This is a genomic window from Nocardioides sp. NPDC051685 (assembly GCF_044453405.1).
In the GTDB taxonomy this organism is placed as follows: Bacteria; Actinomycetota; Actinomycetes; order Propionibacteriales; family Nocardioidaceae; genus Nocardioides.
Map to the genome: position 1 here is coordinate 234211 of NZ_JBITCR010000006.1, position 22517 is coordinate 256727.

The following is a 22517-nucleotide window of genomic DNA, read 5'->3' on the forward strand; positions in this document are numbered from 1 at the left end:
GCCACACTAGGACGGCGATAGATAAACAACAAGGACGAAACTGCCGCGGATTGATTGATCTGAATGATCAATAGATGCCTAGGTCGGAACTGGGCATTCGCCTGGTGTGACGACCGCCACTGCCTTGCGAAGGTGTGGTCACCGTCACCCGTTGGAGGCATCACATGACCGCACCGCTCACCGAGAGCCTGGGCCACATCGAGAACGTCCTGGCGGACGCCGTGGTCGAGGATCGCGAGGCCGGGATCTACCGCGCCAACCGCCGGATCTTCACCGACGAGGAGATCTTCGAGCTGGAGATGAAGCACATCTTCGAGGGCAACTGGATCTACCTCGCCCACGAGAGCCAGGTGCCGAACCCCGGCGACTACTTCACCACCTACATCGGGCGGCAGCCGGTGATGATCACCCGCGACAAGGACGGCGAGCTGCACTGCATGATCAACGCGTGCGCCCACCGTGGCGCGATGCTGTGCCGCCGCAAGACCGACAACCGGATGACGCTGACCTGCCCGTTCCACGGTTGGACGTTCCGCAACGACGGCACCTTGCTCAAGGTCAAGGACCCCGACGACGCGGGCTACCCGGAGAGCTTCAACACGGAAGGCTCGCACAACCTCACCCACGTGGCTCGCTTCGACAGCTACCGCGGCTTCCTGTTCGGCTCGCTCAACGAGGACGTCCTGCCGCTCGAGGAGCACCTCGGCGACACCGTGAAGGTGATCGACATGCTCGTCGACCAGTCGCCCGACGGGCTCGAGGTGCTGCGCGGCGCCTCGACCTACACCTACGACGGCAACTGGAAGGTCCAGGCGGAGAACGGCGCCGACGGCTACCACGTCACCGCCACCCACTGGAACTACGCCGCCACCACCTCGCGCCGCAACACCGGCGAGTCGAAGAACACCACCAAGACGGTCGACGCGGGCAGCTGGGGCAAGGCGGGTGGTGGCTACTGGTCCTACCCGAACGGCCACCTGTGCCTGTGGACCTGGGCGGCCAACCCCGCCGACCGGCCGCTGTGGGACCAGATGGACACGCTCAAGGAGAGGTTCGGCGAGGCCAAGGGCGAGTTCATGGTCAAGGGCTCCCGCAACCTGCTGCTCTACCCGAACGTGTATCTGATGGACCAGTTCTCGACCCAGATCCGGCACTTCCGCCCGATCTCGGTCGACAAGACCGAGGTCACCATCTACTGCATCGCCCCGAAGGGCGAGAGCCCGGAGTCGCGGGCCTGGCGGATCCGGCAGTACGAGGACTTCTTCAACGCCTCCGGCATGGCCACGCCCGACGACCTGGAGGAGTTCCGGTCCTGCTACGTGACGTACCAGGCCTCCGCGGCGCCGTGGAACGACATGAGCCGTGGCGCCGAGCACTGGCTCACCGGACCCGACGAGGTCGCCGAGGCGCTGGAGATGCCGGGCGTGATCTCGGCCGGCGCGAAGAACGAGGACGAGGGCCTCTACCCGGTCATGCACGCCCAGTGGGCCGAGCAGATGCGTACGGCCATCGCGAACGAGAAGGGCGAGTGACCATGACGATCACGCAGCAGAACACCGCGACCGGGGCGAAGCTGATCACGCAGAACTCCATCGAGCAGTTCCTCTACCGCGAGGCGCGCTTCCTCGACGACCGCGAGTTCGAGAAGTGGCTCGAGTGCTACGCCGACGACGTCGTCTACTGGATGCCCTGCTGGGACGACGCCGACCTCCTCACCGAGGACCCGCAGACCGAGATGTCGCTCATCTACTACCCCAACAAGGGTGGCCTGGAGGACCGCGTCTTCCGGATCCGTACGGAGCGGTCCTCGGCCACCTCGCTGCCGGAGCCGCGTACGTCGCACAACATCAGCAACGTCGAGGTGATCGAGCGCCGCGGCGACCTGGTCGACGTGCGCTTCAACTGGCACACCATGTACTTCCGCTACAAGACCGTCGACCCCTACTACGGCACGTCGTTCTACACCCTCGACTTCGCAGGCGAGCAGCCGCTGATCCGCCGCAAGACCGTGGTGCTGAAGAACGACTACATCCACCACGTCGTCGACATCTACCACGTCTGAGGCTCACCCATGACTGCAATCGAGACCGAGGTCGCGACCCATCAGGTGGCCCTCTCCTTCGAGGACGGGGTGACCCGGTTCATCACCGTCCGCGAGGACCAGACCGTCGCCGACGCGTCCTACCGGCAGCGGATCAACATCCCGCTGGACTGCCGTGACGGGGCGTGCGGGACGTGCAAGGCGCTGTGCGAGTCGGGGGAGTACGACGGCGGCACCTACATCGAGGACGCGCTGTCGGCGGCGGAGGCCGCCGAGGGGTACGCCCTGCCGTGCTCGATGAAGCCACGCTCGGACCTCGCGCTGCAGATCGCCACCACCTCCGAGGTCGCCAAGACCGGCGCCGCGAGCTACACCGGCACCGTCGTCGCACTGGACCGGCTGAGCCCGACCACGGTCGAGCTCGCCATCGACATCCCCAACCGCGGCGAGCTGGCCTTCCTGCCGGGGCAGTACGTCAACATCGCGGTGCCCGGCACCGAGGTGACCCGGTCGTACTCCTTCGCGAACGCCCCGCACGAGGAGCGGCTCGTCTTCCTGGTCAAGCTGACCGACGGCGGCGCGATGTCGACCTGGCTGACCGAACGGGCCGCCGTCGGTGACGAGGTCACCTTCACCGGGCCGAACGGCTCCTTCTTCCTGCGCGAGGCGCGCCGGCCGGTGCTCATGCTGGCCGGTGGCACCGGGCTCGCGCCCGTCCTCTCGATGCTGCGCCAGCTCGAGGTCGACGGCTGCGACCGCGGCGGCCGGCTAGTCTACGGCGTCAGTACCGACGACGACCTGGTCAAGCTCGACGAGGTCGGCGAGCTGGTCTCGCGGCTGCCCGGGTTCACCTGGGACCACTGCGTCTCCGACCCCGCCTCGACCGCCGCCAACAAGGGCTACGTGATGAGCCTGATCGGCGAGGAGGACCTGCACGACGGCGACGTCGCGATCTACCTGTGCGGCCCGCCGCCGATGGTCGAGGCGGTGCGTACCCATGTCGCCGATGCCGGCCTCGAGCCCACCGGGTTCTACTACGAGAAGTTCGCCCTCGCCGTCCCCGCTCCTGCCGAGACGTCAGCCCCGTCGGTCGAGGCGTCACCTGTACGTGGCGAGCTGGAGACGCATCCGGAGGCGCGTGCCCTCGCCGGCCAGGAGATGCTGCCCGCGCTCGACCTCGGACCCGCTGGATCGGCCGCCGTAGCGCGCGACGACGGTGATGTCGTACGCCGCATCGCCGGCCAGCTGGTCGCGCCGGCCGCGCTCGGCGGGGCCGGCGGTGTGGTCGCCGAGGACGAGGGCCTGGCCGTGATCGGTGACGCCCGCCGGATCGGTGGCCGGGAGGTGTTCCCGGCCCGCGATGACCTCTCGACCGACGTACCTGACGCCTCGGCCGACCGCGCTGACGCCTCGGCCGACCGCGCTGACGCCTCGGCCGACGCGGGTGACGCCTCGACCACCGAGGACGGCTACACGATCGGCGAGGAGCACCCGGACATCTCCGCGTCCGACGCGATCTTCGAGGCTCGGGCGGCACTGGAGGTGGGGGCGCTCGACCTGACCATCGGGCGGCTCGACTCCCAGCAGCTGGCCGGCTACCGGCTGCTCGCCGAGTCGACCCTCCCGTACGTCGACGGCGACCGCTTCCTCGACGCCCACGGCTACACCGAGTCGAACGCGGCCTTCCACGACTACCTGTTCACCCTCACCGGCAACAGCCACCTGCTGGCGGCCTACCAGGCGCTCGGGGTCAGGGGCCGGATGGAGGACGTGCTGCGCAACGCCACCTGGTGCCACCCGCAGTGCACCCAGGACCACCTCGACATCGTCGAGGCGTTCGAGCGCGGCGACCGCCCGGCCGCCCGAGAGCTGATCACGGCCCACAGCGAGCGGTCCAAGGAGACGATGCGGCGCGCGATGGCCGAGACGGCCGCCGCGACCACCAGGCCGCGGTTCATCACCCCCGGACGGTTCGCCGGGCAGGTCGTGGTGGTCACCGGGGCGGCCCAGGGCATCGGCGCGCAGGTCGCCCGCCGGGTGGCCGCCGAGGGCGGCAAGGTCGTCCTCGCCGACCGCTCGCCGCTGGTCGCCGAGGTCGCCACCGACCTCACCGGCCAGGGCACGGAAGCGACCGCGGTCGAGTGCGACCTCGAGCACTACGAGGGCGCGGCCGCGCTGGTGGCACGGGCACACGAGACGTACGGCCGGATCGACGTGCTCATCAACAACGTCGGCGGCGCGATCAACTTCAAGCCGTTCACCGAGTTCACCGCGGAGCAGATCGACGCCGAGATCACCCGCTCGCTGATGACCACGCTCTACGCCTGCCGGGCCGCGCTGCCGAGCATGGTCGAGCGTGGCCGCGGCGTCATCGTCAACGTCTCCTCGGCTGCGACCCGCGGCATCCACCGGATCCCGTACTCGGCCGCGAAGGGCGGGATCAACGCGATCACGGCCTCGCTCGCGCTCGAGTACGCTGCCGATGGCATCCGAGTCACCGCGACGGCCCCGGGAGGTACGGAGGCTCCGCCACGCCGGATCTCCCGGGGCACACCAACACCCCGGACGGAGACCGAGCAGGCGTGGTTCCAGGCCCATATCGACCAGACCCTCGAGACCTCGCTGATGCACCGCTACGGCACGCTCGACGAGCAGGCCGCCGCGATCTGCTTCCTCGCCTCCGAGGAGGCCTCCTACATCACCGGCACGGTCCTTCCCGTCGCCGGCGGTGACCTCGGCTGAGCCACCAGGTTCCTCTCTCGGGGCCGTTCCCCCTTTCGCGAGCGCGCTCGCGTCACCCATGGAGATCACCCATGCCCGACAACACCGAAAACACCGACGAAAGAGCCCGGGCCACCGGGCGTCAGCTCACCTGGGTCGTCGCGCTCTCCGCGCTGGCCCTGATGTTCGACGGCTACGACCTCGTGGTCTACGGCACGGTGCTGCCGACCCTGATGGCCGACCCCGGGCAGATCGGGCAGCTCTCCGCGGGGCAGGCGGGCACGCTGGGCAGCTATGCCCTCGTCGGCGTGCTCGTCGGCGCCCTGAGCGCCGGCGCGGTCAGCGACCGGATCGGCCGCCGGAAGGTCGTGCTCGCCAGCATCACCTGGTTCTCGCTCGGGATGGCCGCGACCGCCTTCGCCCAGTCGATCGCCGTCTTCGGCATCCTCCGCTTCCTCACCGGGATCGGGCTGGGCGCGATCCTGGCGACCGTCGGTGCCCTGGTCGCCGAGTTCGCGCCGCCGGAGCGGAAGAACCGGCTGAACGCGATCGTGTACAGCGGTATCCCCGCCGGTGGCGTGAGCGCCTCGGTCATGGCCCTGATCATCGACCCGAGCGGCTCCCACTGGCGGATCCTGATGATGATCGGGGCCAGCCCGCTGATCCTGCTGCTCCCGTTCGCGATCGCGAAGCTGCCCGAGTCGCAGCTGTGGCTCGACTCCCGCGGCCGGGTCGCGGCGACCAGCACCGCCCAGGAGGCGGTCGGCTTCAGCGCCCTGGCGCGCCGCCCGCTCGTCTTCCCGACCCTGGTGCTCGGCCTGATGAGCTTCTCGGGCCTGCTGCTGACCTACGGCCTCAACACCTGGCTGCCGAAGATCATGGAGGACAACGGCTACGGCAAGGCGTACGCCCTCACCTTCCTGCTCGTGCTCAACGGCGGCGCCATCGTCGGCGGCCTGCTCGCCTCGTACGTCGCCGACCGGACCGGCGCCAAGCCAGTGGTCGCGACCACCTTCGTGCTCGCCAGCCTGATGCTCGTGCTGCTGCCCCTCGGGCTGCCGGTCGGCGTCCTGTTCGTGGCGGTGGCGATCGCCGGCGTCGGCACGATCGGCACCCAGGTGCTCATCTACGGGTTCGTGGCCAACTACTACCCGACCCGGGCCCGCGGTGCGGGCGTCGCCTGGTGTGCCGGTTTCGGCCGGCTGGGCGGGATCGCCGGGCCGATCATCGGTGGGGCCCTGGTCGCCGCCGGGGTCGGCAGCACGACCGCCTTCCAGATCTTCGCCGGTGTCGCGCTGCTGGGTGCCGTCGTGGCCGTGGCGGTGCCGAGGTCCCCGCAGGAGCCCGTGGCGAACCTGGCGCTCGACGACGGCCTGACGGTCTGAGAGGGGCCTAGGGTGTGACCGTGCTCATCGAGAGAGCTGGGTGTGTCGGTCGCGAGGACGAGCTCGTCGAGCTCACCTCGCGGCTGGCCCTCACCCGCGCCTCCGGCTCAGCCGCCGTCCTGGTCCTCGGTGACCCGGGGCTGGGCAAGACCGCGCTGCTGCGCGGCCTGGCTGACCGGGTCGCGGCGCCGGCGCTGGCGGCCCGCGCCGGCGCCTGGGAGCAGGACTCGCCCGGCGCGGTGCTCCGCCAGCTGCTCGGCGAGGCGCCGCCGGCAGACCCGGTCGCCGCGGCTGACGCTCTGGTCGCGCGGGCCGTCGGGGCCGGCCAGGAGCCCGGCCTGGTCCTGGTCGACGACGCCGACCTCGCCGACACGTTCTCGCTGCAGGCGATCGCCTCCGCGCTGCGCCGCCACCACGACGCACCGGTGCTGGTGGTGCTGGCGGCCACCCGCAGCACCCAGTTCCTCGGCGAGATCGCCGCCGACACGATTCGCATCGAGGGGCTGGACGCCGTCGCCGTCGGTGAGCTCGCCTCGCTGCGCGGACGGGTCCTGCACCCGGCGATGGCCGAGGTGCTCACCCGGCACACGGCCGGCAGCCCGCGCGACGCGGTCGCCCTGCTCGACGAGCTCCCGCCGAGCCGCTGGGCACGTCCCGACACCCAGCTGCCGGCCCCCGTCCACGTACGCGACGAGGTCCAGCTCGCGCTCGCCGGCTGCGGCGCCGACGGACGTGCCCTCGCCGAGGCCCTCGCGATCCTGGGGGAGGACGCCTCGTTGGGCCAGGCCGCGTCCCTCGCCGGGCTCGAGGACCCGCTCTCCGCCGTCGACGCCCTGGCGGCCGCCGGGCTCGTCGAGACCACCCGTGACCACCGCCCCCGATGGCGTACGCCACTGATCGGTGTCGCCGTGCTGGCGACGATGGGCGCCCGCCGGGCCGCCGACGCGCACCGGCGCGCCGCCGCGATCGTCGACGACGAGGTCCGCCGGGCCCGGCACCTGGTCGCCGCGACCCCGCTGCCCGACGCCGAGCTCGCCGACGAGGTCGCCCGGCTGGCGCAGCGGCGCGGCGACGAGGGCGCCTGGGCACAGGCCGCCGCCCTCTACCGCGACGCCAGCCGTCTCACCGATGACCCCGTAGGCCGCGACGACCGCCTGATCCGCTCCGTCGACGCCCTGGTCGCTGCCGGCGACGGCATGGGCGCTGCGGCGCTGGTGCCGGTGGTCGAGAGCCTGCGGGAGACGCCGCTGCGCGACGCGGTGCTCGCCTATCTCGCGATCCTGCGTGGTCGCGCCACCGAGGCCGAGGTGCGGCTCAAGCGTGCCTGGGACATCGTCAACGCCGAGCGCGAGCCGGAGACCGCCGCCCTGATCGCGACCCGGCACGTGCTGCACTCGTTGGCCCTGTGCCGCGGCGAGGAGCTGGTCACCTGGGCCGACCGGGCGATCTCCCTGGCGGGTCGCGACTCGGCCGCCGGTGTCGAAGCGGCCGCGATCCGCGGGCTCGGGCTGGCGATGGCCGGCCGGTTCGAGGAGGCCCACGAGGCGTACGCCCTGGCCGCGCGCCGCGTCGGACACAGCGCCCAGACCCAGCGGGTCACCATGGGCCGTGGCTGGCTCGACGTACTCTCCGACGAGCCCGACGAGGCCCGCAGCCGCCTGGAGGGGGTCACCGACCCTCGGGTCCTCGGCGGCTCGACCCGGATCTCGATGTGGGCCCTGGCCTGGCTGGCCCGGGTGCAGTTCCTGACCGGTGAGGGCGACGCGGCCCTGCAGACGGTCGCGGCCGGCCGAGCGCTGGCCGCCGAGTCCGGAATCGCCCTGGTCACCCCGCTGCTGGAGTGGACGGCCACCGAGACCCACCTGCTGCGTGGCAGCTGGGAGGACGCGACCCGCACCGCCCGCGCCGCTGAGGTCGGGGCGCAGGGCTACGAGATCATGCGCGTCCCCGCGCTCCTCGCCCGCGCCCACATCGCCGAGGCGCGCAGCGACTTTCGCGCCGTCCTCCGCATCCTCGAGCCGCTCACCCAGGCCCCGGCCGGCAGCGCGCTGAGCGAGCCGGCCATCTGGCCCTGGGCCGAGACGTACGCCGCCGCGCTCATCGCGGAGGGCCGCCTGGACGAGGCCGATGAGTTCCTCCGCCCGCACGAGACCCGCGCCCGCGAGGAGCAGCACCGCTCCGCCCAGGCCAGGCTGGCCACCGCCCGCGGCCGCTGGCACGGCGCTCGCGGCGACCTCGCCGGGGTCCGCGACACCTTCGACCGCGCGCTCGAGCTGCTCGACGGACTGCCGTTGCGCTACGAGCGTGCCCGGGTCACCTTCGCCTACGGCCAGGCGCTGCGCCGCGCCGGCCGCCGCCGCGACGCCGAGGCGCTGCTCTCCTCCGCGCGCGACCTGTGGGACGGGCTGGGAGCGCTGACCTATGTCGACGCCGCCCAGCGTGAGCTGCGCGCCGGGGGTGTGCGTGCCCCGCGAGGCCGGCGTGGCCCGGTCGATCTGACCCCGCAGGAGGAGACCGTCGCCGAGATGGTCGCCTCGGGCCTCTCCAACCGGGAGGTCGCCGCGCAGCTGTTCGTCTCGCCCAAGACCGTGCAGTACCACCTGACCCGCATCTACGCGAAGCTCGGCGTCCGCAGCCGGACCGAGCTCGCCGCGATGGCGGCCGAGCAGACGGAGGAGCCATGAGCACCGACCTCGACGACACCGACGTCCGCGAGGCCCGGGGCGGCCTGAGGCGCGACCTGGGCCGCCACGAGCTGGTCAACGGCTTCATCGGGTTCCTGTTCTCCTGCACCGGGCCGGTCGCGGTGATCCTGGCCGTCGGCCAGGGCGCCGGTCTCTCCGCCGCTGTCGTCGCCTCCTGGGTGAGCGCGGTGTTCTGCCTCAACGGCGTGCTGACGATCATCGCCTCACGCTGGTGCCGGCAGCCGCTGGTCTACTTCTGGACCATCCCCGGCACCGTGGTCGTCGGCCAGGCGATGGCCGCCGGCACCACCTGGCCGGAGGCGGTCGGTGGGTTCTGCATGGCCGCGATCCTGCTGGTCGCGCTGGCCCTGACCCGGCAGGTCGACCGGGTGATGCACCTGCTGCCGATGCCGATCGTGATGGCGATGGTGGCAGGTGTCTTCCTCCGCTTCGGCACCGATCTGGTCCTCGCCGTCGACCGCGACCTGGCAGTCGCCGGACCGATGGTGGCCGCCTTCGTCGCCGTCAGCGCGGTCCCGCGGCTGGCGCGCTGGCTCCCGTCGGTGCTGGTGGCGCTGGCGGTCGGAGCGGTGGCCGTGAGCCTCGCCGACAGGCCTGCCGTCGAGGTCTCCGGCCGCTGGATCATCGACCCGGTCTGGACGACGCCCGTCATCAGCGGGTCCGCGTTCGTCGAGCTCACCATCCCGTTGCTGATCACCGTCCTGGTCGTCCAGAACGGCCAGGGCATGGCCGTGCTGCGCGCCGCCGGCCACGACCCGCGGATGAACCAGGTGACCGGCTGGTGCGGGGTGACCTCGCTGGTCGCGGCCCCGTTCGGTGGCGTGTCCACCTGCCTCGCGGGGCCGACGAACGCGCTGGTCACCGCCTCGGGGGAGCGGCGCCGGCACTATGCCGCGGCGGTCTGGTGCGGCGTACTCGCCATCGGGTTCGGGCTGCTCGCCCCCGGCATGGTCCGCGTCATCACCACCATGCCCGAGGCGTACGTCGCCGTCCTCGGCGGTCTGGCCATGCTCAAGCCGCTCCAGGGTGCCTTCCAGACCGCCTTCAGCGGCCCCCACATCACCGGCGCGCTGGTCACCTTCCTGGTGACCGTCGCCGACATCACCGTCTTCAACATCGGCTCCGCCTTCTGGGGGCTGGTGATCGGCGTCGCGGTCAGCATCCTGCTCGACCGTGACCACAAGCGCGAGGAGAAGCCATGACCACGACCGACACCACCTACCCCGACGCGACGATGCGCTACGGCGCCACCGCCCGGCAGGTCGCCGACGTCTTCGAGCCGGCGGAGGCGACGGACTCGCTCGTCCTGCTGCTCCACGGCGGGCTATGGCGTGACTCCGACCGGATCCGCACCTGGTCGGCCGGCCGGGCGCTGGCCGAGGCTGGGCATCTGACCGCGACCGTGGAGTACCGGCACGGACACGGCCAGTGGCGCCAGGCCTTCGAGGACATCGAGACCGCGATCGAGTCGATCCAGCTCAGCGGTCGCGAGTGGACCGTCCACAACGACGCACCCCGCCGGATCACCCTGGTCGGACACTCCTCCGGCGGTCAGCTCGCCCTCTGGGCCGCGGCCCGCCCGGGCACCCTGGTCACCGGTGCCGTCGCCCTGGCTCCCGCGGCCGCGCTGGCCGCGATGAGCGCGGACGGCCTCGGCGACGGCGCGGTCGAGGAGTTCCTCGGCGGCACCCCGTCCGAGAACCCCGAGGCGTACGCCGCCGCCGACCCGCTCGGCCTCGCGCCTCGGGTTCCGGTGCGGGTCCTCCACGGCACCGCCGACGCCGTGATCCCGCTCGCGATCTCCGAGCGCTACGCGGCAGCACACCCCGGCGTACGTCTCGAGGTAGTCGACGGCGCCGACCACGCCGCCTGGGGCGACCCGACCTCGTCGGCCTGGCCGCACCTGCTCACCGCGGTCAGCCAGGTCTGACGACGGCGTCGTCGGCCTTGTCGCCGACGCCGGGGTAGAGAGCCAGGATCAGGAGTACGCCGACGACGAGGCCCACGAGCTGAGCGAGGATGAACGGCGCCACCGAGCCCGGCGCGATGCCCGCGAAGGTGTCGGAGAAGACCCGGCCGATCGTGACGGCCGGGTTGGCGAACGAGGTGGAGCTGGTGAACCAGTAGGCGGCTCCGATGTAGCCACCGACCGCAGGCGCTGCGAGAGCACCGCGGTCGCTGCGTACGAGCGCGAAGATCAGGGCCACGAGACCGGCCGTGGCGACGATCTCGGCGACGAGGTGGCCGCCGGTGGCTCGCTCCTTGGCCGAGATCGCCTGGTCGACCTCGAACATGACGTTGGCCAGCGCCGCGCCCCCGACCGCACCGAGGATCTGGACGACCGAGTAGGCCGCGACCTCGCCCAACGACAGCCCCTTGCCCGCACGGCGTCCCAGGAACCAGTCGGCGAGCGAGACCACCGGGTTGAAGTGTGCCCCTGAGACCGGGCCCAGCATCAGGATCAACGCGGCCAGCCCGAAGACGGTCGCCATCGAGTTCTCCAGGAGCTGCAGGCCGGTGTCGCCGGGCGAGAGCTCCTGCGCGGCGATGCCGGATCCGACGACCACGGCGACGAGCAGGGCGCTACCCACGAGCTCGGCCAGCAGGCGGCGGGGGAGAGATGAGTTCACCCCTGCATCTTGACGGCCGGAGATTACTCAGTCAACATTGAGTCAATGGAGGTTGAGAGACAGGCCGAGTTGGAACGTCGGGCCAAGATTCATGCAGCGCTCGGCGATCCGGTGCGGCTTCGCATCGTCGACAGCCTCCAGATCAGTGATGCCTCCCCCACAGAGCTCGCCGGGATGCTGAACGTCCCGTCGAACTTGTTTGCCCACCACGTCCAGGCGCTGGTGAGCGCAGGTGTCGTGTCCCGTCATCATTCCGAGGGCGACGGGAGACGTACGTACCTGCACCTCGAGCAGGACACGCTCGAGAGCCTGGGCACCGCATCCCCCGTGGCGGTGCCCAGGCGTGTCCTGTTCGTCTGCACCGGCAACTCGGCGCGGTCGCATCTGGCTGCTGCGCTGTGGCGCCAGGTCAGCCCGATCCCGGCCGCATCGGCCGGCACCCATCCTGCCGATCGCATCAATCCGGGGACGGTCGACGCTGCTGCCCGCCATCACCTGGACCTCCCGATCATCGAGCCCGCTCGGATGGATGACGTGCTCGATCCCGAGGATCTGGTGATCACCGTGTGCGACCGTGCCCACGAGACGCCGAAGGTCCGTGGCGAGCTGCACTGGTCGATCCCCGACCCCGTGGACAAGGGCCCCGAGGCCTTCGATGCTGCCTACCTCGAGCTTGAGCGCCGGGTCAGGGCGCTCGCCTCCCGTTTCGACTCCTGAACCCCACACCCCCCACAAGGAGATATCCCGATGGACGCTTCGTCGGCAGCCGACAAGCCCGCCGTCCTCTTCCTCTGCGTCGAGAACGCCGGTCGTTCGCAGATGGCGCTCGGCTTCTTCCAGCATTACGCCGGCGACCAGGCGATCGGCTGGTCCGGCGGCTCCGCGCCGGCCACCGCGATCAACCCGGTCGCCGTGAAGGCGATGGCCGAGCTCGGGATCGACATCTCCGGCGAGTTCCCCAAGCCCTGGACCGACGAGGTCGTACGCAGCGCCGACGCGGTCATCACCATGGGCTGTGGCGACGCCTGCCCGTTCTACCCCGGCAAGCGCTACGAGGACTGGAAGGTCACCGACCCCAAGGGCGGCGACATCGAGCTCGTACGCCGCGTCCGGGACGAGATCGAGCAGCGGGTGCTCGGCCTCCTCGGCGAGCTCGGCGTCACCCCGGCCCGCTCGACTACGAGAGAGTGATCGGCGCCCGGCTGATCGTGAACAGCTCCTCGCTCGGGGCCGTCGGACCGCAGCAGCCGCCGCCCTTCGTGCTGTCCGGGTCGTCGAAGACGCCCGCGCCGCCGCAGACCCCGGTGTCGGGGAGCTCGAGCTCCACCCGGGCCGCCGCGTCGTGGTCGCCGGCGAGCTCGGCCACCACGCTGCGTACCTGCTCGTAGCCGGTCATCGCCAGGAAGGTCGGCGCACGGCCGTAGGACTTCATCCCGACCAGGTAGAGGTCGGGCTCCGGCTGGGCGAGGTCCTTGGCGCCGGTCGCGCTGACCGAGCCGCAGGAGTGGATGTTGGGGTCGATCTGGACCGCGATGTTGCGCGGCGCCTCCAGCGTAGGGTCGAGGTCGAGCCGCATCTCGCTGAGGAAGCCGAGGTCGGGGCGGTAGCCGGTCAGCACCACCACCTGGTCCGCCTCGATCACGCGGCCGTCCTCGGCGGTGACCGTGGCGCCGTCGACCCGTGCGGTGCGGAACCCGGTCACCAGCTCGACGTTGCCGTCCTGGACGGCCTTCTTGGCGCGTACGCCCAGGGCGCCCCGCTCCGGGAGCTCGTCGGCCTCGCCGCCACCGAAGGTGTTCGTCGAGACCGCCCGGCGGATCGCCCAGGTGATCGTCGTCCCCGGGTGGTTCTTGGCGATGGCGGTGAGCTCGTTGACGGCGTTGAAGGCGGAGTCGCCGGCACCGATCACGACCGTGTGCTTGGCGGCGTAGGTCGCGGCGTCGGCCCGGTCGGGCACCGCGTAGGTGACCGTGCCGGCCGCGTGGGCGGCGCGCTCTCCGAGGGCGGGGAGCCCGTCGGCCCCGGCCGGGTTGGGGCGGCGCCAGGTGCCGGAGGCGTCGATGACGGCGCGCGCCTCGATGCGTTCCTCGGTGCCGTCGGCGCCGGTCACGTGGAGGACGAACGGCTGCTCGGCGCGCTCCGCGTCGACCAGCCGGTCACGGCCCTTGCGGGAGACGCCGGTAACCGTGGCGCCGTAGCGGACGTGGTCGCCCAGGGCGTCGGCCAGCGGGACGAGGTAGCTCTCGCGCCACTGCGCTCCGGTGGGATAGCCCTTCTCCGGCGCCTCCCAGCCGGTCGGCTCGAGAAGCCGGGCGGCGGCCTTGTCGACCAGCTCGGGCCACGCCGAGAAGAGGCGTACGTGACCCCATTCGGCGACGGCCGCAGCAGGTTCGCCCCCTTGCTCGAGCACGAGCGGGGTGAGCCCGCGCTCGAGCAGATGGGCGGCGGCCGCGAGCCCCTGGGGTCCGGCGCCGATGACAGCAACGGGAAGGTCGGTCATGATGCTCCTCAGATTCAAGAACGTCGATATGTCGGCGACCTTAGGTCACGTATCGACGTTCGTCAATATCATTCGGTAGACTTGCCTCCATGACGGTTCTCCCTGTGCTTCCCTCCGCTGCTGCCGCGTGCTGCTCACCGGTGACCGCGGGCGTCCTCGACGACGACCAGGCCGAGGCCCTGGCGCGGACGTTCAAGGCGCTCGGCGACCCGAATCGGGTCAAGCTGCTCTCGATCATCGCTGCTTCCGAGGGCCAGGAGGCGTGCGTCTGCGATCTCACCGAGCCGGTCGGGCTGTCCCAGCCGACGGTCTCCTATCACATGAAGCTGCTCGTCGAGGCCGGGTTGGTCGCCCGCGAGCAGCGCGGTCGGTGGGCCTACTTCTCCATCGTCCCCGGCGCCCTCGACGCGCTCGCCGGCGCGCTGACGTCCTAGGGGTCAGCTGGAGCTCGGCGGTTGAGCTGCTGCTTGGCTGATCCCGTGGACCGCGGCTCGGATCCGTTCTGCTGCCGTGTCCGGGTCGGGCTGCCCGCTGTCCAGCCAGGCGATGACGGCATCGGTCGTCATGGTCGGGATCAGGCGTGATGCCCAGTCCAGCCAAGGCCCCGCCGGGATCTGCTTGGCGAGATTGGAGCGCGCCACTGCCACTGCCGTGGCTGAGAGGCTGTCCGTCAGGTCCTGGAACTCACGTTCGCGGGTGGCAAAGCGGAAGAGCAGCCGAAACGCGTCCGGATCCTGGGCGGCGGCCCTGAGCAGCGCCGGAATCGCGTCGTCCTCGAAGTCGTCGGTGCCCACTTGCTCGGCCAGGCGGCCGCAGGCCTGATCCAGGATGGTCCGATAGAGCTCGGCCTTGGAGTCGAAGTGCCGGTAGAGCACGACACGGGTGATGCCGGCCTCGTCCGCGATCTCGTCGAGGCCGGTGTCGGCGAATCCGTGCCTGGCGAAGGCGCGTGTCGCGGCCGTCAGGATCTGGGCTCGTCGTTCTGCGCGGGGCAACCGTGTCTTGGCTGCGGGCTGGGGCATGCCGCTCTTCCTCTCTATTGTATATCGCGAAGTTTACATCTACGGTTGTATACATGCGAGTAAACTTGATGCAGGATGAAGCGGCCCCGTCGCGACGCAGGCCGATTTTCGCCAGGCTCTACCCGGCGATGGCGCGGGCCATGGACGAAGGAGGGATGGGCGCTCGGCGGCGGTCGCTGCTGGCCGGGGTGCACGGCGACGTGATCGAGGTCGGTGCCGGATCCGGCGCGAACTTCGTCCACTACCCCAGCGCGGTTCGACGGGTCACGGCGGTCGAGCCCGAGCCGTCTCTCCGCGCTGAGGCTGTATGCGCCGCGTCAGGTGTCGACGTGCCGATCGATGTCGTCTCCGGAACGGGTGAGCGCCTGGCATCGCGCGACGCCAGCGCTGACGCCGTGGTCTTCACTCTCGTGCTCTGCTCCGTGCGAGACGTACGGGCATGTCTGACCGAAGCTCGTCGGGTGCTGCGGCCTGGTGGCGAGCTGCGCTTTCTCGAGCACGGTGTTGCGGACTCGGTGCCCATCGCGACTCTGCAGCGAGTCATGGACGCCACCGTGTATCCAACCCTTGCCGGAGGGTGCCACCTCGGCCGCGATCCGCGCCGGTCCATCACCGAGGCTGGATTCCGCATCACCGTGTCGGAGAGATTCCTGTGGCCGCAGGCGCGCACGCCGATCTCCTTCCATGTCAGTGGTATCGCGGTTCTCGCAGGTGATGACGGTGCATGAGAGCGAGGGGCGGGTCGAGGTCAGTGGGCTGACCAAGTCCTATGGGGGAGTCGCAGCGGTAGACGACGTGAGCTTCACGGTCGAGCCCGGCTCGGTGACGGGCTTCCTCGGGCCCAACGGGGCCGGCAAGACGACCACTCTGCGGATGATCCTCGGTCTGGTTCGCCCGGATCGCGGCCGAGCAACAGTAGGAGGGATCGAGTACGCCGATCTCGCGGCGCCCCTCGAGGTCGTCGGTGCGGCTCTCGAGTCCACCGGGTTCCATCCTGGGCGTACCGGCCTCGACCATCTCCGGATCTACGCCGCCGCGGCTTCTCTGCCCTCCTCGCGGGCTGATGCCGTGCTGGAACTGGTCGGCCTCGCCGATGCCGGCAACCGATCGGTCGGTGGCTACTCGCTCGGCATGCGGCAGCGCCTCGCTCTCGCCACCGCACTCCTCGGCGACCCTGATGTGCTGATCCTCGACGAGCCGGCCAACGGACTCGATCCCGAAGGCATCGTCTGGTTGCGCCAGTTCCTCAGGGGGTACGCCGAAGCAGGGCGGAGCGTGCTGGTCTCCAGCCATGTCCTCACCGAGATGCAGCAGCTGGTCGACCGTGTCGTCATCCTTCATCGCGGCGTCCTGATCCGACAGGCGACGCTCGAGGAGCTCTCCGGTGACCACGGCGACCTCGAGACCGCCTTCTTCGAGCTGACCACCAACCGGGAGACCCGGGCATGAGACCGCTCATCACCTCCGAGATCCGCAAGCTGCTCTCCACCAGGCTCTGGGCCTGGCTGCTCCTGGCCTCGATGGCGCTGACCGCCCTCTACGCGGCCCTGTTGATCGGGTTCAGCGACGACCCTGACACCATGACGGCGTCACTGAACAGTGCTGCCGGTCAGCAGACCCTCTTCGCGGTTGCTTCAGGTGGCGCGAGCACACTCGTCGCCGTCCTGGCGGCGATCGGAGTCACCGGAGAGTTCCGCCATCGAACGGCAACCGCGACCTTCCTCGCGACACCTCGCCGCTGGAGGGTGGTCGCCGCCAAGCTGGCCCTCTACGCCGCGGTCGGGGTCGGATATGCAGTCCTGTGCCTGCTGGTCGTTGCCTTGGTCGCCTGGCCATGGCTCGGTGCCAAGGGCGTCGACGTGGCACCGCTCGGCAACGGGCTCCCCGGCACGTACGCAGGCGTCGTCGCCGATGTCACGATCTTCGCGGTGCTGGGTGTCGGTCTGGGCGCGATGGTGCGCAATCAGGTCGCCACCGTGGTCGGCCTTCTCGTCTACCGCTTCGTGGCCGAGCCCATCGTCACCGCGGTGCCGGCGCTGTCTGACTGGACCGCCTATCTCCCCGGATCCGCATCCGCAGCGCTCACCCAGGTCTCGCTCAGCACCCAGGACTACCTCGCCCCATGGGCTGGTGGTCTGGTGCTCGCGGGATACGGGTTGCTCTTCACCATCGTCGGCACCCGTATCTCGATGAGCCGAGACGTCACCTGACCGTCCGGGCGATCCATACCTCTCGTGTCGCTCACCGCGTCGCCGCGGCGATGACCTCCAACAGCCGGCGGTGGAGCTCCATGAGGTCGTCGACGCTCATGTCGAGACGCTCGACGATCGCGGGCGGGATCTTCTCGGCGTCGTCGCGCAGCGCGCGGCCGCGTTCGGTCAGGACGACGGCGAGCGAGCGCTCGTCGGACTTGTTGCGCTCGCGCCGGATGTAGTCCTGGGCCTCGAGGCGCTTGAGCAGTGGGGAGAGGGTGCCGGGGTCGAGCTGCACCTTGCGGCTCAGCTCGGAGACGCGCAGCGGCTCCTCCTCCCACAGGGCCAGCATGACCAGATACTGCGGGTGGGTCAGTCCCATCGGTTCGAGCAGGGGGCGGTAGAGGGCGATCACGCTGCGCGCGGCGACGGCCAGGCCGAAGCAGACCTGTTGATCGAGGGCCAGCGGGTTCTCGATCCCCGAGAGCGGATCCTTCTTCGTCGGCATGTGAGTTAGCGTACCAATAGTTGGTGCGCAAACAGTTTGCCTGGTAAGTATGAGGCCGTGAACGAGCAACCGCGACGACCACGCCACCTGATGGACCCGGACAACCCGATCCGGCCCGTCAACGACAAGTCGCTCACTCACGTGAAGCAGTGGGTGGCGTCCGTGCTCGTCGTGTTCACCGTCGCCCACCTGGTGGTGGGGCTGGTCATCGGAGCGGTGGCGATCGACCCGGTCTACCAGAGCTCACGAGTCGGGCTGTGCGTCATCGCGGCGGGCTTCGGGGTGCTGGGTCTGGCCGGAGGTTTCCTCATCCACCGGCGCAGCCCGTTCACGCCGTGGCTTCTCCTCGGCCTCCTGCCCTCGGCGGTCGGGCTCTGGCTCGTGCTGCGCTGAGCCGAGTCGGCGCGTCATAACGCGCCGACTCGGCATGGGTTCTCGTCAGAACAGGTCCGGCACGGTCCAGCCGTCGAGGTCGTACTCGGCCAGGAACTCGTCGGCGAGACCCTTCATCGCGTCCGCCCCGCCACGGTTCTGGGCGGCGAAGAGGAGCTCGGCCTTCACGTTCTCGTGGTTGCCGGAGTAGTTGCGCTCGTAGAGCTCGTGACGGCCGCCGAACTCGGAGCCGATCGAGTCCCACAGCGCCTTCATGACCTTGACCCGGTCGACGGCGGTGATGCCGTTGGAGCCACGGACGTACTTGTCCAGGTACGGCCGCACCTCCGGGCTCTTGAAGTCCGCGGCGCCCGAGGGCAGGTAGATCAGCCCCGAAGCGACGTCCTGCTCGATGATCTCCTTGACCCGCGGGTAGCCGTGGATCATGAACATCCGGTACGTCAGGCCGTACTCCAGCTTCGGGATCACCGCGTCGCCGACCCACGGCTCGGGGTCACGGGCCATCGACTCGGTCAGTGACCAGAACAGGTTGCGCCAGCCGATCACCTCGCCGACCCGCGTCTGTACGCCGCGGAAGCCCCCCGAGCCGGTGGCGTCGAGTGCCTTCATCAGCAGGCCGGCGATGAAGTCGAGCTTGACCGCCAGGCGCGTGCAGCCCTGGAAGGTGAACCGCGGCAGGAACCCCGACTGCGGGAAGAAGGCGTTGATCCGGTCGACGTCGCCGTACATGAAGACGTTCTCCCAGGGCACGAGCACCTTGTCGAAGATGAAGATGGTGTCGTTCTCGTCCATCCGGCTCGACAGCGGGTAGTCGAACGGCTCGCCGTTCTTGGCTGCCTGCTCGGTGTAGGAGGAGCGGCAGATCAGCTTGATGCCGGGGGCGTCCATCGGGACGGTGCAGATCAGCGCGAACTGCTTCTTGCGGATCGGCAGGCCGTAGTGGGCGATGAAGTTGTAGTTGGTGATCGCCGATCCGGTCGCGACGACCTTGGCGCCGGAGACGATCAGGCCGGCGTCGGTCTCCTTCTCGACTTTCATGTAGACGTCGCCGACCTCGTCCGGGGGCAGCTGGCGGTCGACCGGCGGGTTGATGATCGCGTGGTTCCAGTACAGGACCTTCTCCTGGGACTCGCGATACCAGCGCTCGGCGTTGGCCTGGAACGGGGCGTACAGCTCCTTGTTGGCATGCAGCGTGCCGAGGAAGCTGGCCTTGTAGTCGGGGGAACGGCCCATCCAGCCGTACGTCATCCGCGCCCAGCGCGCGATCGCGTCGCGCTCCTTGAGCAGGTCGGCCGAGGAGGTCGGGGTCTTGAAGAACGGCATTGTGACGCCGCCGTTGCCGGTGTCGGTCGGCACGGTGAGCTCGTCGACGTGCGGGCCGGTGTGTAGGGCGTCGTAGAGGCGCGCGGTCATCCGCACCGGGTTGCGGAAGGCCGGGTGCGTGGTGACGTCCTCGACCCGTTCGCCGTGCAGGTAGATCTCGCGGCCGTCGCGCAGGCTCTCGATGTACTCGTCGCCGGTCATCGGCCGGGAGGCGAAGTTGGTCTGCTTGTTCGCGGGCGATTCGGCGGCCGGGTTGACGGTCGGCGGGCCGTCGGTCCGGGACTCGGGGGCGAGGGTGTCGGTCATGGTTCTCTCCTTGGTCGGATCAGTAGTGGGTGGATCGCGGGATCGCGGGAGCCTCGATGGCGGTGAACGACGTGGTGGCGTCGAACCAGCCGGTGCTGGGGTCGTCCTGGCAGCCGAGCCAGACCACCTCCGAGGACGGGTTGCCGATGTGGTGGAAGGCGCTGTCGTGGAAGAGCAGCGGCTTGCGGTCGGTGGTGATCACCTCGACGACCTCGCCGAGGAACAGCAGGTGGTCCCCGCCGTCGTCCGTACGCCACGGGCGGCACACCAGCGTCGCGGCCGTCCCGCCGAGCCGCGGCGCCGTCGCGCCCTCGCGCCAGGGGAGCGGGTCGCTGCAGGGGCGGCCGGCGAAGTGCATGGCGACATCGCTCTGGTCGGCGGCGAGGACGTTGACCGCGAAGGCGGCGCCCTCGAGGTAGGCAGCCGCCTTGGACGTACGCGTCATGGCGACCTGCACCAACGGCGGGTCGAGCGAGATCGGCGTGAAGGCCGTGACGGTGGCGCCGTGGTGTGCCCCGTCAGGGGTGTGGCAGGTGATCACGGTGACGCCGGTCGCGAAGCGGCCGAAGGTCGACCGCAGGGTGCGTGGGTCCATGGAGCTCCTCCTTCGTCGGGCCGCGGGATGTGTGGCGGCGGTCACGTCGGAGGACGACGCTAGATCGGGATCGCGAGGGCGGCGATCCGCTGGGCGAAGGGGTTGTCCGGATTGCGCACCGGGTTTCCGGACGCTCTCGGCGGGAAGCCGATGCGCTGTTAATGTGAAGGACGTCACTAGGGGGTGGCAGATGAGCACGGGCACTCTCACCGCATCGTCCGGCGACATGGAGACCTTCTCCGACGAGGTCTCCCGGGTCTACTTCCCGCATGCGCTGACCATGCGCGGCCGGCCGGCTCGCCCTGCCGAGCTGCGTGCGGTCGACCTCGGTCCGGTCCGGCTGACCCGGATCGGCTGGGGTGCGGAGGTGTCGGTGGAGTCGGACCACCCAGGTGCCTGGGCGGTCAACGTCCCGCGCAGCGGGGTGCTCGAGGCCAACGTCGGTGGTGCCCATGTGCTCTCGCTCGACGGCCAGGCGACCGTGTGCCCGCCCGACCGTCCCACCAAGATGACGCGGTGGTCGGCCGACTGCTCGATCGTCGGCATGCGGGTCGACCGTGACTATCTGGTCGAGGAGGTGGCAGCCCTGGTCGGCCTGCACACCGACCGGCTGCCCGCCCAGCTCGACCTGCGCGCCGACGGTGCCCGCGCCTGGATCGGCCTGCTCGGCTCGCTCGGCACCGAGGCGATGCGCAACCCGGCCCTGGTGGGAGACGAGCGGGTGCGTCGCCGGCTGGCCGGGACGTTGACCGCGGCCTTCGTCGCCGCCTGCTTCCCCGAGGAGCCCGCCGTCGGCTCCGTCCAGCCCCGCATCGTCTCCCGCGTCGTGGAGGCCATGGAGGCCGACCCGGCCAGGGAGTGGACCGTCTCCGACCTGGCCCGCGAGGCCGACGTCGGCATCCGCCGGCTCCAGCAGGGCTTCCAGCGCTACCTCGGCCGTACGCCCACCCAGCGGCTGCAGGAGATCCGTCTCGAACGCGTCCACGCCGACCTCATCGCCAGCCGCGGGGACACCGTCGCCGAGGTCGCCTACCGGTGGGGCTTCACCCACCTCGGTCGCTTCGCCGCCGCCTATCGGCAGGCCTACGGCGTCGCCCCCTCGCAGACGCTGCGCTGCCGCTGACGCCCACCCGCCGAGTCGGCTAGTTGTTGCTGAGGGCGGCCAGGATGGCGAGAGCGCGGGTGAGCAGGGGGCTCTCGTCGCCGGCACGGGTGGCGGCGACGAGCTCGACGCCGGGGGTTCCCGAGAGCGGGACGTAGACGACGTTGGGGACGGCCAGGGCCGCGGTGGGCTCGGGCACGATGGCGACCCCCAGGCCGGCGGCCACGAAGGTGACCAGGGTGGAGGTCTCGGCGACCTCGTGGGCGATATGGGTGCCGATCCCGGCCTCGTCGAAGAGGTGCTGGATCATCGCGTTCATCGCCGAGCGGCCGCTGCCGGCGTGGATGACCAGGCCCTCGCCGTCGAGGTCGGTGACACGTACCTGGCGACGGGCGGCGAAACGGTGGTCCTTCGGCATCGCCACCAGCAGGTCCTCCTGGCGCAGGTGGGTGATCGCGAGACCGGCGGAGTCGGGGAGGGGACGGAGCAGGCCCAGGTCGAGCGTGCCGTCGGCGAGTGCCGCGGCCTGGTCCGGCGAGAGCATCTCGCCCCGGAACCCGAACTCGACCTCGGGCAGCTCCGTGCGCAGGGTGCGGGCAAGGGTCGGCAGCAGCGAGTACGTCGCCGATCCGACGCACCCGATCAGCAGCCGCCCCCGCCGCCCCGAGGCGATGCTGGCGGCCTCGTGTGCGGCGGCGTCGACGGCGCCGAGGATCTCCCGAGCCCGTTCCAGGTACGCGGCCCCGGCGGGAGTCAGGTCGACCCGCCGCGTCGTACGGGTGAGCAGGGTCAGCCCGAGCTCCGCCTCGAGCTGCCGGATCTGCTGCGACAGCGGCGGCTGCGCCATGTGGAGCCGCTGCGCCGCCCGCCCGAAGTGACGCTCCTCGGCGACCGCGACGAAGTAGCGAAGATGGCGCAGCTCCATGCACTCATACTCGCAGAGTCTCAGTCTGCCCGTGACAACCCTGCCGAGACGTCACTTACGTCGGGGGGGGGGGGGGGGGGGGGGGGGCGACGCGGGGCCCGGGGGGGGGGGGGCGCCCCCCGCGGGCGCCCCCCGGCCACGCCGCCCCGGGGCGGGCCCCGCCGCCCCG

22 protein-coding genes are annotated in these 22517 nt (G+C 70.6%); 15 read left to right on the top strand and 7 right to left on the bottom strand.

Annotation, left to right across the window (positions count from 1 at the left end):
• The first annotated feature begins 164 nt into the window (after positions 1-164).
• From benA to ACIA03_RS19165, 7 genes are all read left to right on the top strand, one after another.
• Positions 165-1532, top strand: a complete 1368-nt coding sequence (benA, locus tag ACIA03_RS19135) for a benzoate 1,2-dioxygenase large subunit (RefSeq protein WP_396985355.1) — start codon at positions 165-167, stop codon at positions 1530-1532.
• A gap of 2 nt (positions 1533-1534) precedes the next feature.
• Complete coding sequence (gene benB, locus ACIA03_RS19140) at positions 1535-2062, top strand: benzoate 1,2-dioxygenase small subunit (RefSeq protein WP_396985357.1); 528 nt, start codon at positions 1535-1537, stop codon at positions 2060-2062.
• A 9-nt stretch (positions 2063-2071) separates the two neighbouring features.
• The gene (gene benC, locus ACIA03_RS19145) at positions 2072-4783 is read left to right on the top strand and encodes a benzoate 1,2-dioxygenase electron transfer component BenC (protein ID WP_396985359.1); all 2712 of its coding nucleotides are present in this window, start codon (positions 2072-2074) and stop codon (positions 4781-4783) included.
• Between the two features lie 71 nt (positions 4784-4854).
• Positions 4855-6147, top strand: a complete 1293-nt coding sequence (locus tag ACIA03_RS19150) for an MFS transporter (protein ID WP_396985361.1) — start codon at positions 4855-4857, stop codon at positions 6145-6147.
• 20 nt (positions 6148-6167) lie between these two features.
• The gene (locus ACIA03_RS19155) at positions 6168-8831 is read left to right on the top strand and encodes a LuxR C-terminal-related transcriptional regulator (protein ID WP_396985363.1); all 2664 of its coding nucleotides are present in this window, start codon (positions 6168-6170) and stop codon (positions 8829-8831) included.
• The gene (locus ACIA03_RS19160) at positions 8828-10054 is read left to right on the top strand and encodes a benzoate/H(+) symporter BenE family transporter (protein ID WP_396985365.1); all 1227 of its coding nucleotides are present in this window, start codon (positions 8828-8830) and stop codon (positions 10052-10054) included. The genes ACIA03_RS19155 and ACIA03_RS19160 overlap by 4 nt, the downstream gene beginning before the upstream one ends.
• Positions 10051-10782 carry an alpha/beta hydrolase family protein gene (locus ACIA03_RS19165; protein WP_396985367.1) on the top strand — a complete coding sequence of 244 codons (732 nt, stop codon included), beginning with the start codon at positions 10051-10053 and terminating at the stop codon, positions 10780-10782. The genes ACIA03_RS19160 and ACIA03_RS19165 overlap by 4 nt, the downstream gene beginning before the upstream one ends.
• On the opposite strand, the gene ACIA03_RS19170 is transcribed toward ACIA03_RS19165, so the two are convergent.
• The gene (locus tag ACIA03_RS19170; RefSeq protein ID WP_396985369.1) at positions 10769-11482 is read right to left on the bottom strand and encodes an aquaporin; all 714 of its coding nucleotides are present in this window, start codon (positions 11480-11482) and stop codon (positions 10769-10771) included. The genes ACIA03_RS19165 and ACIA03_RS19170 overlap by 14 nt on opposite strands.
• A 45-nt stretch (positions 11483-11527) precedes the next feature.
• Here ACIA03_RS19170 and ACIA03_RS19175 point away from each other — a divergent pair, with 45 nt between their 5' ends.
• Together ACIA03_RS19175 and ACIA03_RS19180 are read left to right on the top strand one after the other, a co-directional pair.
• On the top strand, positions 11528-12199 hold the full coding sequence (locus tag ACIA03_RS19175) for an ArsR family transcriptional regulator (protein WP_396985371.1): 672 nt from the start codon (positions 11528-11530) through the stop codon (positions 12197-12199).
• 30 nt (positions 12200-12229) lie between these two features.
• Complete coding sequence (locus ACIA03_RS19180) at positions 12230-12673, top strand: arsenate reductase ArsC (RefSeq protein WP_396985373.1); 444 nt, start codon at positions 12230-12232, stop codon at positions 12671-12673.
• Here ACIA03_RS19180 and ACIA03_RS19185 read toward each other — a convergent pair.
• Positions 12660-13982: an NAD(P)-binding domain-containing protein gene (locus tag ACIA03_RS19185; protein WP_396985375.1), complete on the bottom strand. Its 1323-nt coding sequence runs from the start codon at positions 13980-13982 to the stop codon at positions 12660-12662. The genes ACIA03_RS19180 and ACIA03_RS19185 overlap by 14 nt on opposite strands.
• An 89-nt stretch (positions 13983-14071) precedes the next feature.
• On the opposite strand from ACIA03_RS19185, the gene ACIA03_RS19190 reads away from it, so the two are divergent.
• Complete coding sequence (locus tag ACIA03_RS19190) at positions 14072-14416, top strand: ArsR/SmtB family transcription factor (RefSeq protein WP_396985377.1); 345 nt, start codon at positions 14072-14074, stop codon at positions 14414-14416.
• 3 nt (positions 14417-14419) lie between these two features.
• Here ACIA03_RS19190 and ACIA03_RS19195 read toward each other — a convergent pair whose 3' ends face one another.
• A complete protein-coding gene (locus ACIA03_RS19195; RefSeq protein WP_396985379.1) occupies positions 14420-15004 on the bottom strand; it encodes a TetR/AcrR family transcriptional regulator in 585 nt (194 codons plus the stop codon).
• Positions 15005-15057: 53 nt separating this feature from the next.
• Between ACIA03_RS19195 and ACIA03_RS19200 the strand changes: the two genes are divergently transcribed.
• The 3 genes from ACIA03_RS19200 to ACIA03_RS19210 are packed head-to-tail and all read left to right on the top strand — an operon-like array spanning position 15058 to position 17214.
• Positions 15058-15732, top strand: coding sequence for a class I SAM-dependent methyltransferase (locus ACIA03_RS19200; protein ID WP_396985381.1), 675 nt, complete (start codon positions 15058-15060; stop codon positions 15730-15732).
• Complete coding sequence (locus ACIA03_RS19205) at positions 15725-16453, top strand: ABC transporter ATP-binding protein (RefSeq protein WP_396985383.1); 729 nt, start codon at positions 15725-15727, stop codon at positions 16451-16453. Before ACIA03_RS19200 ends, ACIA03_RS19205 begins: the two co-directional genes overlap by 8 nt.
• Positions 16450-17214 carry a hypothetical protein gene (locus ACIA03_RS19210; protein WP_396985385.1) on the top strand — a complete coding sequence of 255 codons (765 nt, stop codon included), beginning with the start codon at positions 16450-16452 and terminating at the stop codon, positions 17212-17214. Before ACIA03_RS19205 ends, ACIA03_RS19210 begins: the two co-directional genes overlap by 4 nt.
• A 31-nt stretch (positions 17215-17245) precedes the next feature.
• On the opposite strand, the gene ACIA03_RS19215 is transcribed toward ACIA03_RS19210, so the two are convergent.
• Positions 17246-17704: a MarR family winged helix-turn-helix transcriptional regulator gene (locus tag ACIA03_RS19215; RefSeq protein ID WP_396985388.1), complete on the bottom strand. Its 459-nt coding sequence runs from the start codon at positions 17702-17704 to the stop codon at positions 17246-17248.
• Between the two features lie 57 nt (positions 17705-17761).
• Here ACIA03_RS19215 and ACIA03_RS19220 point away from each other — a divergent pair, with 57 nt between their 5' ends.
• Positions 17762-18097 carry a hypothetical protein gene (locus ACIA03_RS19220; protein WP_396985390.1) on the top strand — a complete coding sequence of 112 codons (336 nt, stop codon included), beginning with the start codon at positions 17762-17764 and terminating at the stop codon, positions 18095-18097.
• A gap of 45 nt (positions 18098-18142) precedes the next feature.
• Here ACIA03_RS19220 and ACIA03_RS19225 read toward each other — a convergent pair whose 3' ends face one another.
• Complete coding sequence (locus tag ACIA03_RS19225) at positions 18143-19726, bottom strand: 4-hydroxyphenylacetate 3-hydroxylase family protein (protein WP_396985393.1); 1584 nt, start codon at positions 19724-19726, stop codon at positions 18143-18145.
• A 19-nt stretch (positions 19727-19745) separates the two neighbouring features.
• Complete coding sequence (locus ACIA03_RS19230) at positions 19746-20321, bottom strand: flavin reductase family protein (protein ID WP_396985395.1); 576 nt, start codon at positions 20319-20321, stop codon at positions 19746-19748.
• A gap of 190 nt (positions 20322-20511) precedes the next feature.
• Here ACIA03_RS19230 and ACIA03_RS19235 point away from each other — a divergent pair, with 190 nt between their 5' ends.
• A complete protein-coding gene (locus tag ACIA03_RS19235) occupies positions 20512-21444 on the top strand; it encodes an AraC family transcriptional regulator (protein WP_396985397.1) in 933 nt (310 codons plus the stop codon).
• 19 nt (positions 21445-21463) lie between these two features.
• On the opposite strand, the gene ACIA03_RS19240 is transcribed toward ACIA03_RS19235, so the two are convergent.
• Positions 21464-22348, bottom strand: coding sequence for a LysR family transcriptional regulator (locus ACIA03_RS19240; protein WP_396985399.1), 885 nt, complete (start codon positions 22346-22348; stop codon positions 21464-21466).
• Positions 22349-22517 lie beyond the last annotated feature (169 nt).

Excerpts from the sequence above, each read along its gene's own strand:
- ACIA03_RS19150 (WP_396985361.1), top strand. The coding sequence starts at position 4,855 with ATGCCCGACAACACCGAAAACACCGACGAAAGAGCCCGGGCCACCGGG.
- ACIA03_RS19175 (WP_396985371.1), top strand. The coding sequence starts at position 11,528 with ATGGAGGTTGAGAGACAGGCCGAGTTGGAACGTCGGGCCAAGATTCAT.
- ACIA03_RS19240 (WP_396985399.1), bottom strand. The coding sequence starts at position 22,348 with ATGGAGCTGCGCCATCTTCGCTACTTCGTCGCGGTCGCCGAGGAGCGT.
- ACIA03_RS19160 (WP_396985365.1), top strand. The coding sequence starts at position 8,828 with ATGAGCACCGACCTCGACGACACCGACGTCCGCGAGGCCCGGGGCGGC.
- ACIA03_RS19185 (WP_396985375.1), bottom strand. The coding sequence starts at position 13,982 with ATGACCGACCTTCCCGTTGCTGTCATCGGCGCCGGACCCCAGGGGCTC.
- benB (WP_396985357.1), top strand. The coding sequence starts at position 1,535 with ATGACGATCACGCAGCAGAACACCGCGACCGGGGCGAAGCTGATCACG.
- ACIA03_RS19190 (WP_396985377.1), top strand. The coding sequence starts at position 14,072 with ATGACGGTTCTCCCTGTGCTTCCCTCCGCTGCTGCCGCGTGCTGCTCA.
- ACIA03_RS19195 (WP_396985379.1), bottom strand. The coding sequence starts at position 15,004 with ATGCCCCAGCCCGCAGCCAAGACACGGTTGCCCCGCGCAGAACGACGA.
- ACIA03_RS19215 (WP_396985388.1), bottom strand. The coding sequence starts at position 17,704 with ATGCCGACGAAGAAGGATCCGCTCTCGGGGATCGAGAACCCGCTGGCC.
- ACIA03_RS19165 (WP_396985367.1), top strand. The coding sequence starts at position 10,051 with ATGACCACGACCGACACCACCTACCCCGACGCGACGATGCGCTACGGC.
- ACIA03_RS19225 (WP_396985393.1), bottom strand. The coding sequence starts at position 19,726 with ATGACCGACACCCTCGCCCCCGAGTCCCGGACCGACGGCCCGCCGACC.
- benC (WP_396985359.1), top strand. The coding sequence starts at position 2,072 with ATGACTGCAATCGAGACCGAGGTCGCGACCCATCAGGTGGCCCTCTCC.
- ACIA03_RS19200 (WP_396985381.1), top strand. The coding sequence starts at position 15,058 with ATGCGAGTAAACTTGATGCAGGATGAAGCGGCCCCGTCGCGACGCAGG.
- ACIA03_RS19230 (WP_396985395.1), bottom strand. The coding sequence starts at position 20,321 with ATGGACCCACGCACCCTGCGGTCGACCTTCGGCCGCTTCGCGACCGGC.
- ACIA03_RS19235 (WP_396985397.1), top strand. The coding sequence starts at position 20,512 with ATGAGCACGGGCACTCTCACCGCATCGTCCGGCGACATGGAGACCTTC.
- ACIA03_RS19210 (WP_396985385.1), top strand. The coding sequence starts at position 16,450 with ATGAGACCGCTCATCACCTCCGAGATCCGCAAGCTGCTCTCCACCAGG.
- ACIA03_RS19180 (WP_396985373.1), top strand. The coding sequence starts at position 12,230 with ATGGACGCTTCGTCGGCAGCCGACAAGCCCGCCGTCCTCTTCCTCTGC.
- benA (WP_396985355.1), top strand. The coding sequence starts at position 165 with ATGACCGCACCGCTCACCGAGAGCCTGGGCCACATCGAGAACGTCCTG.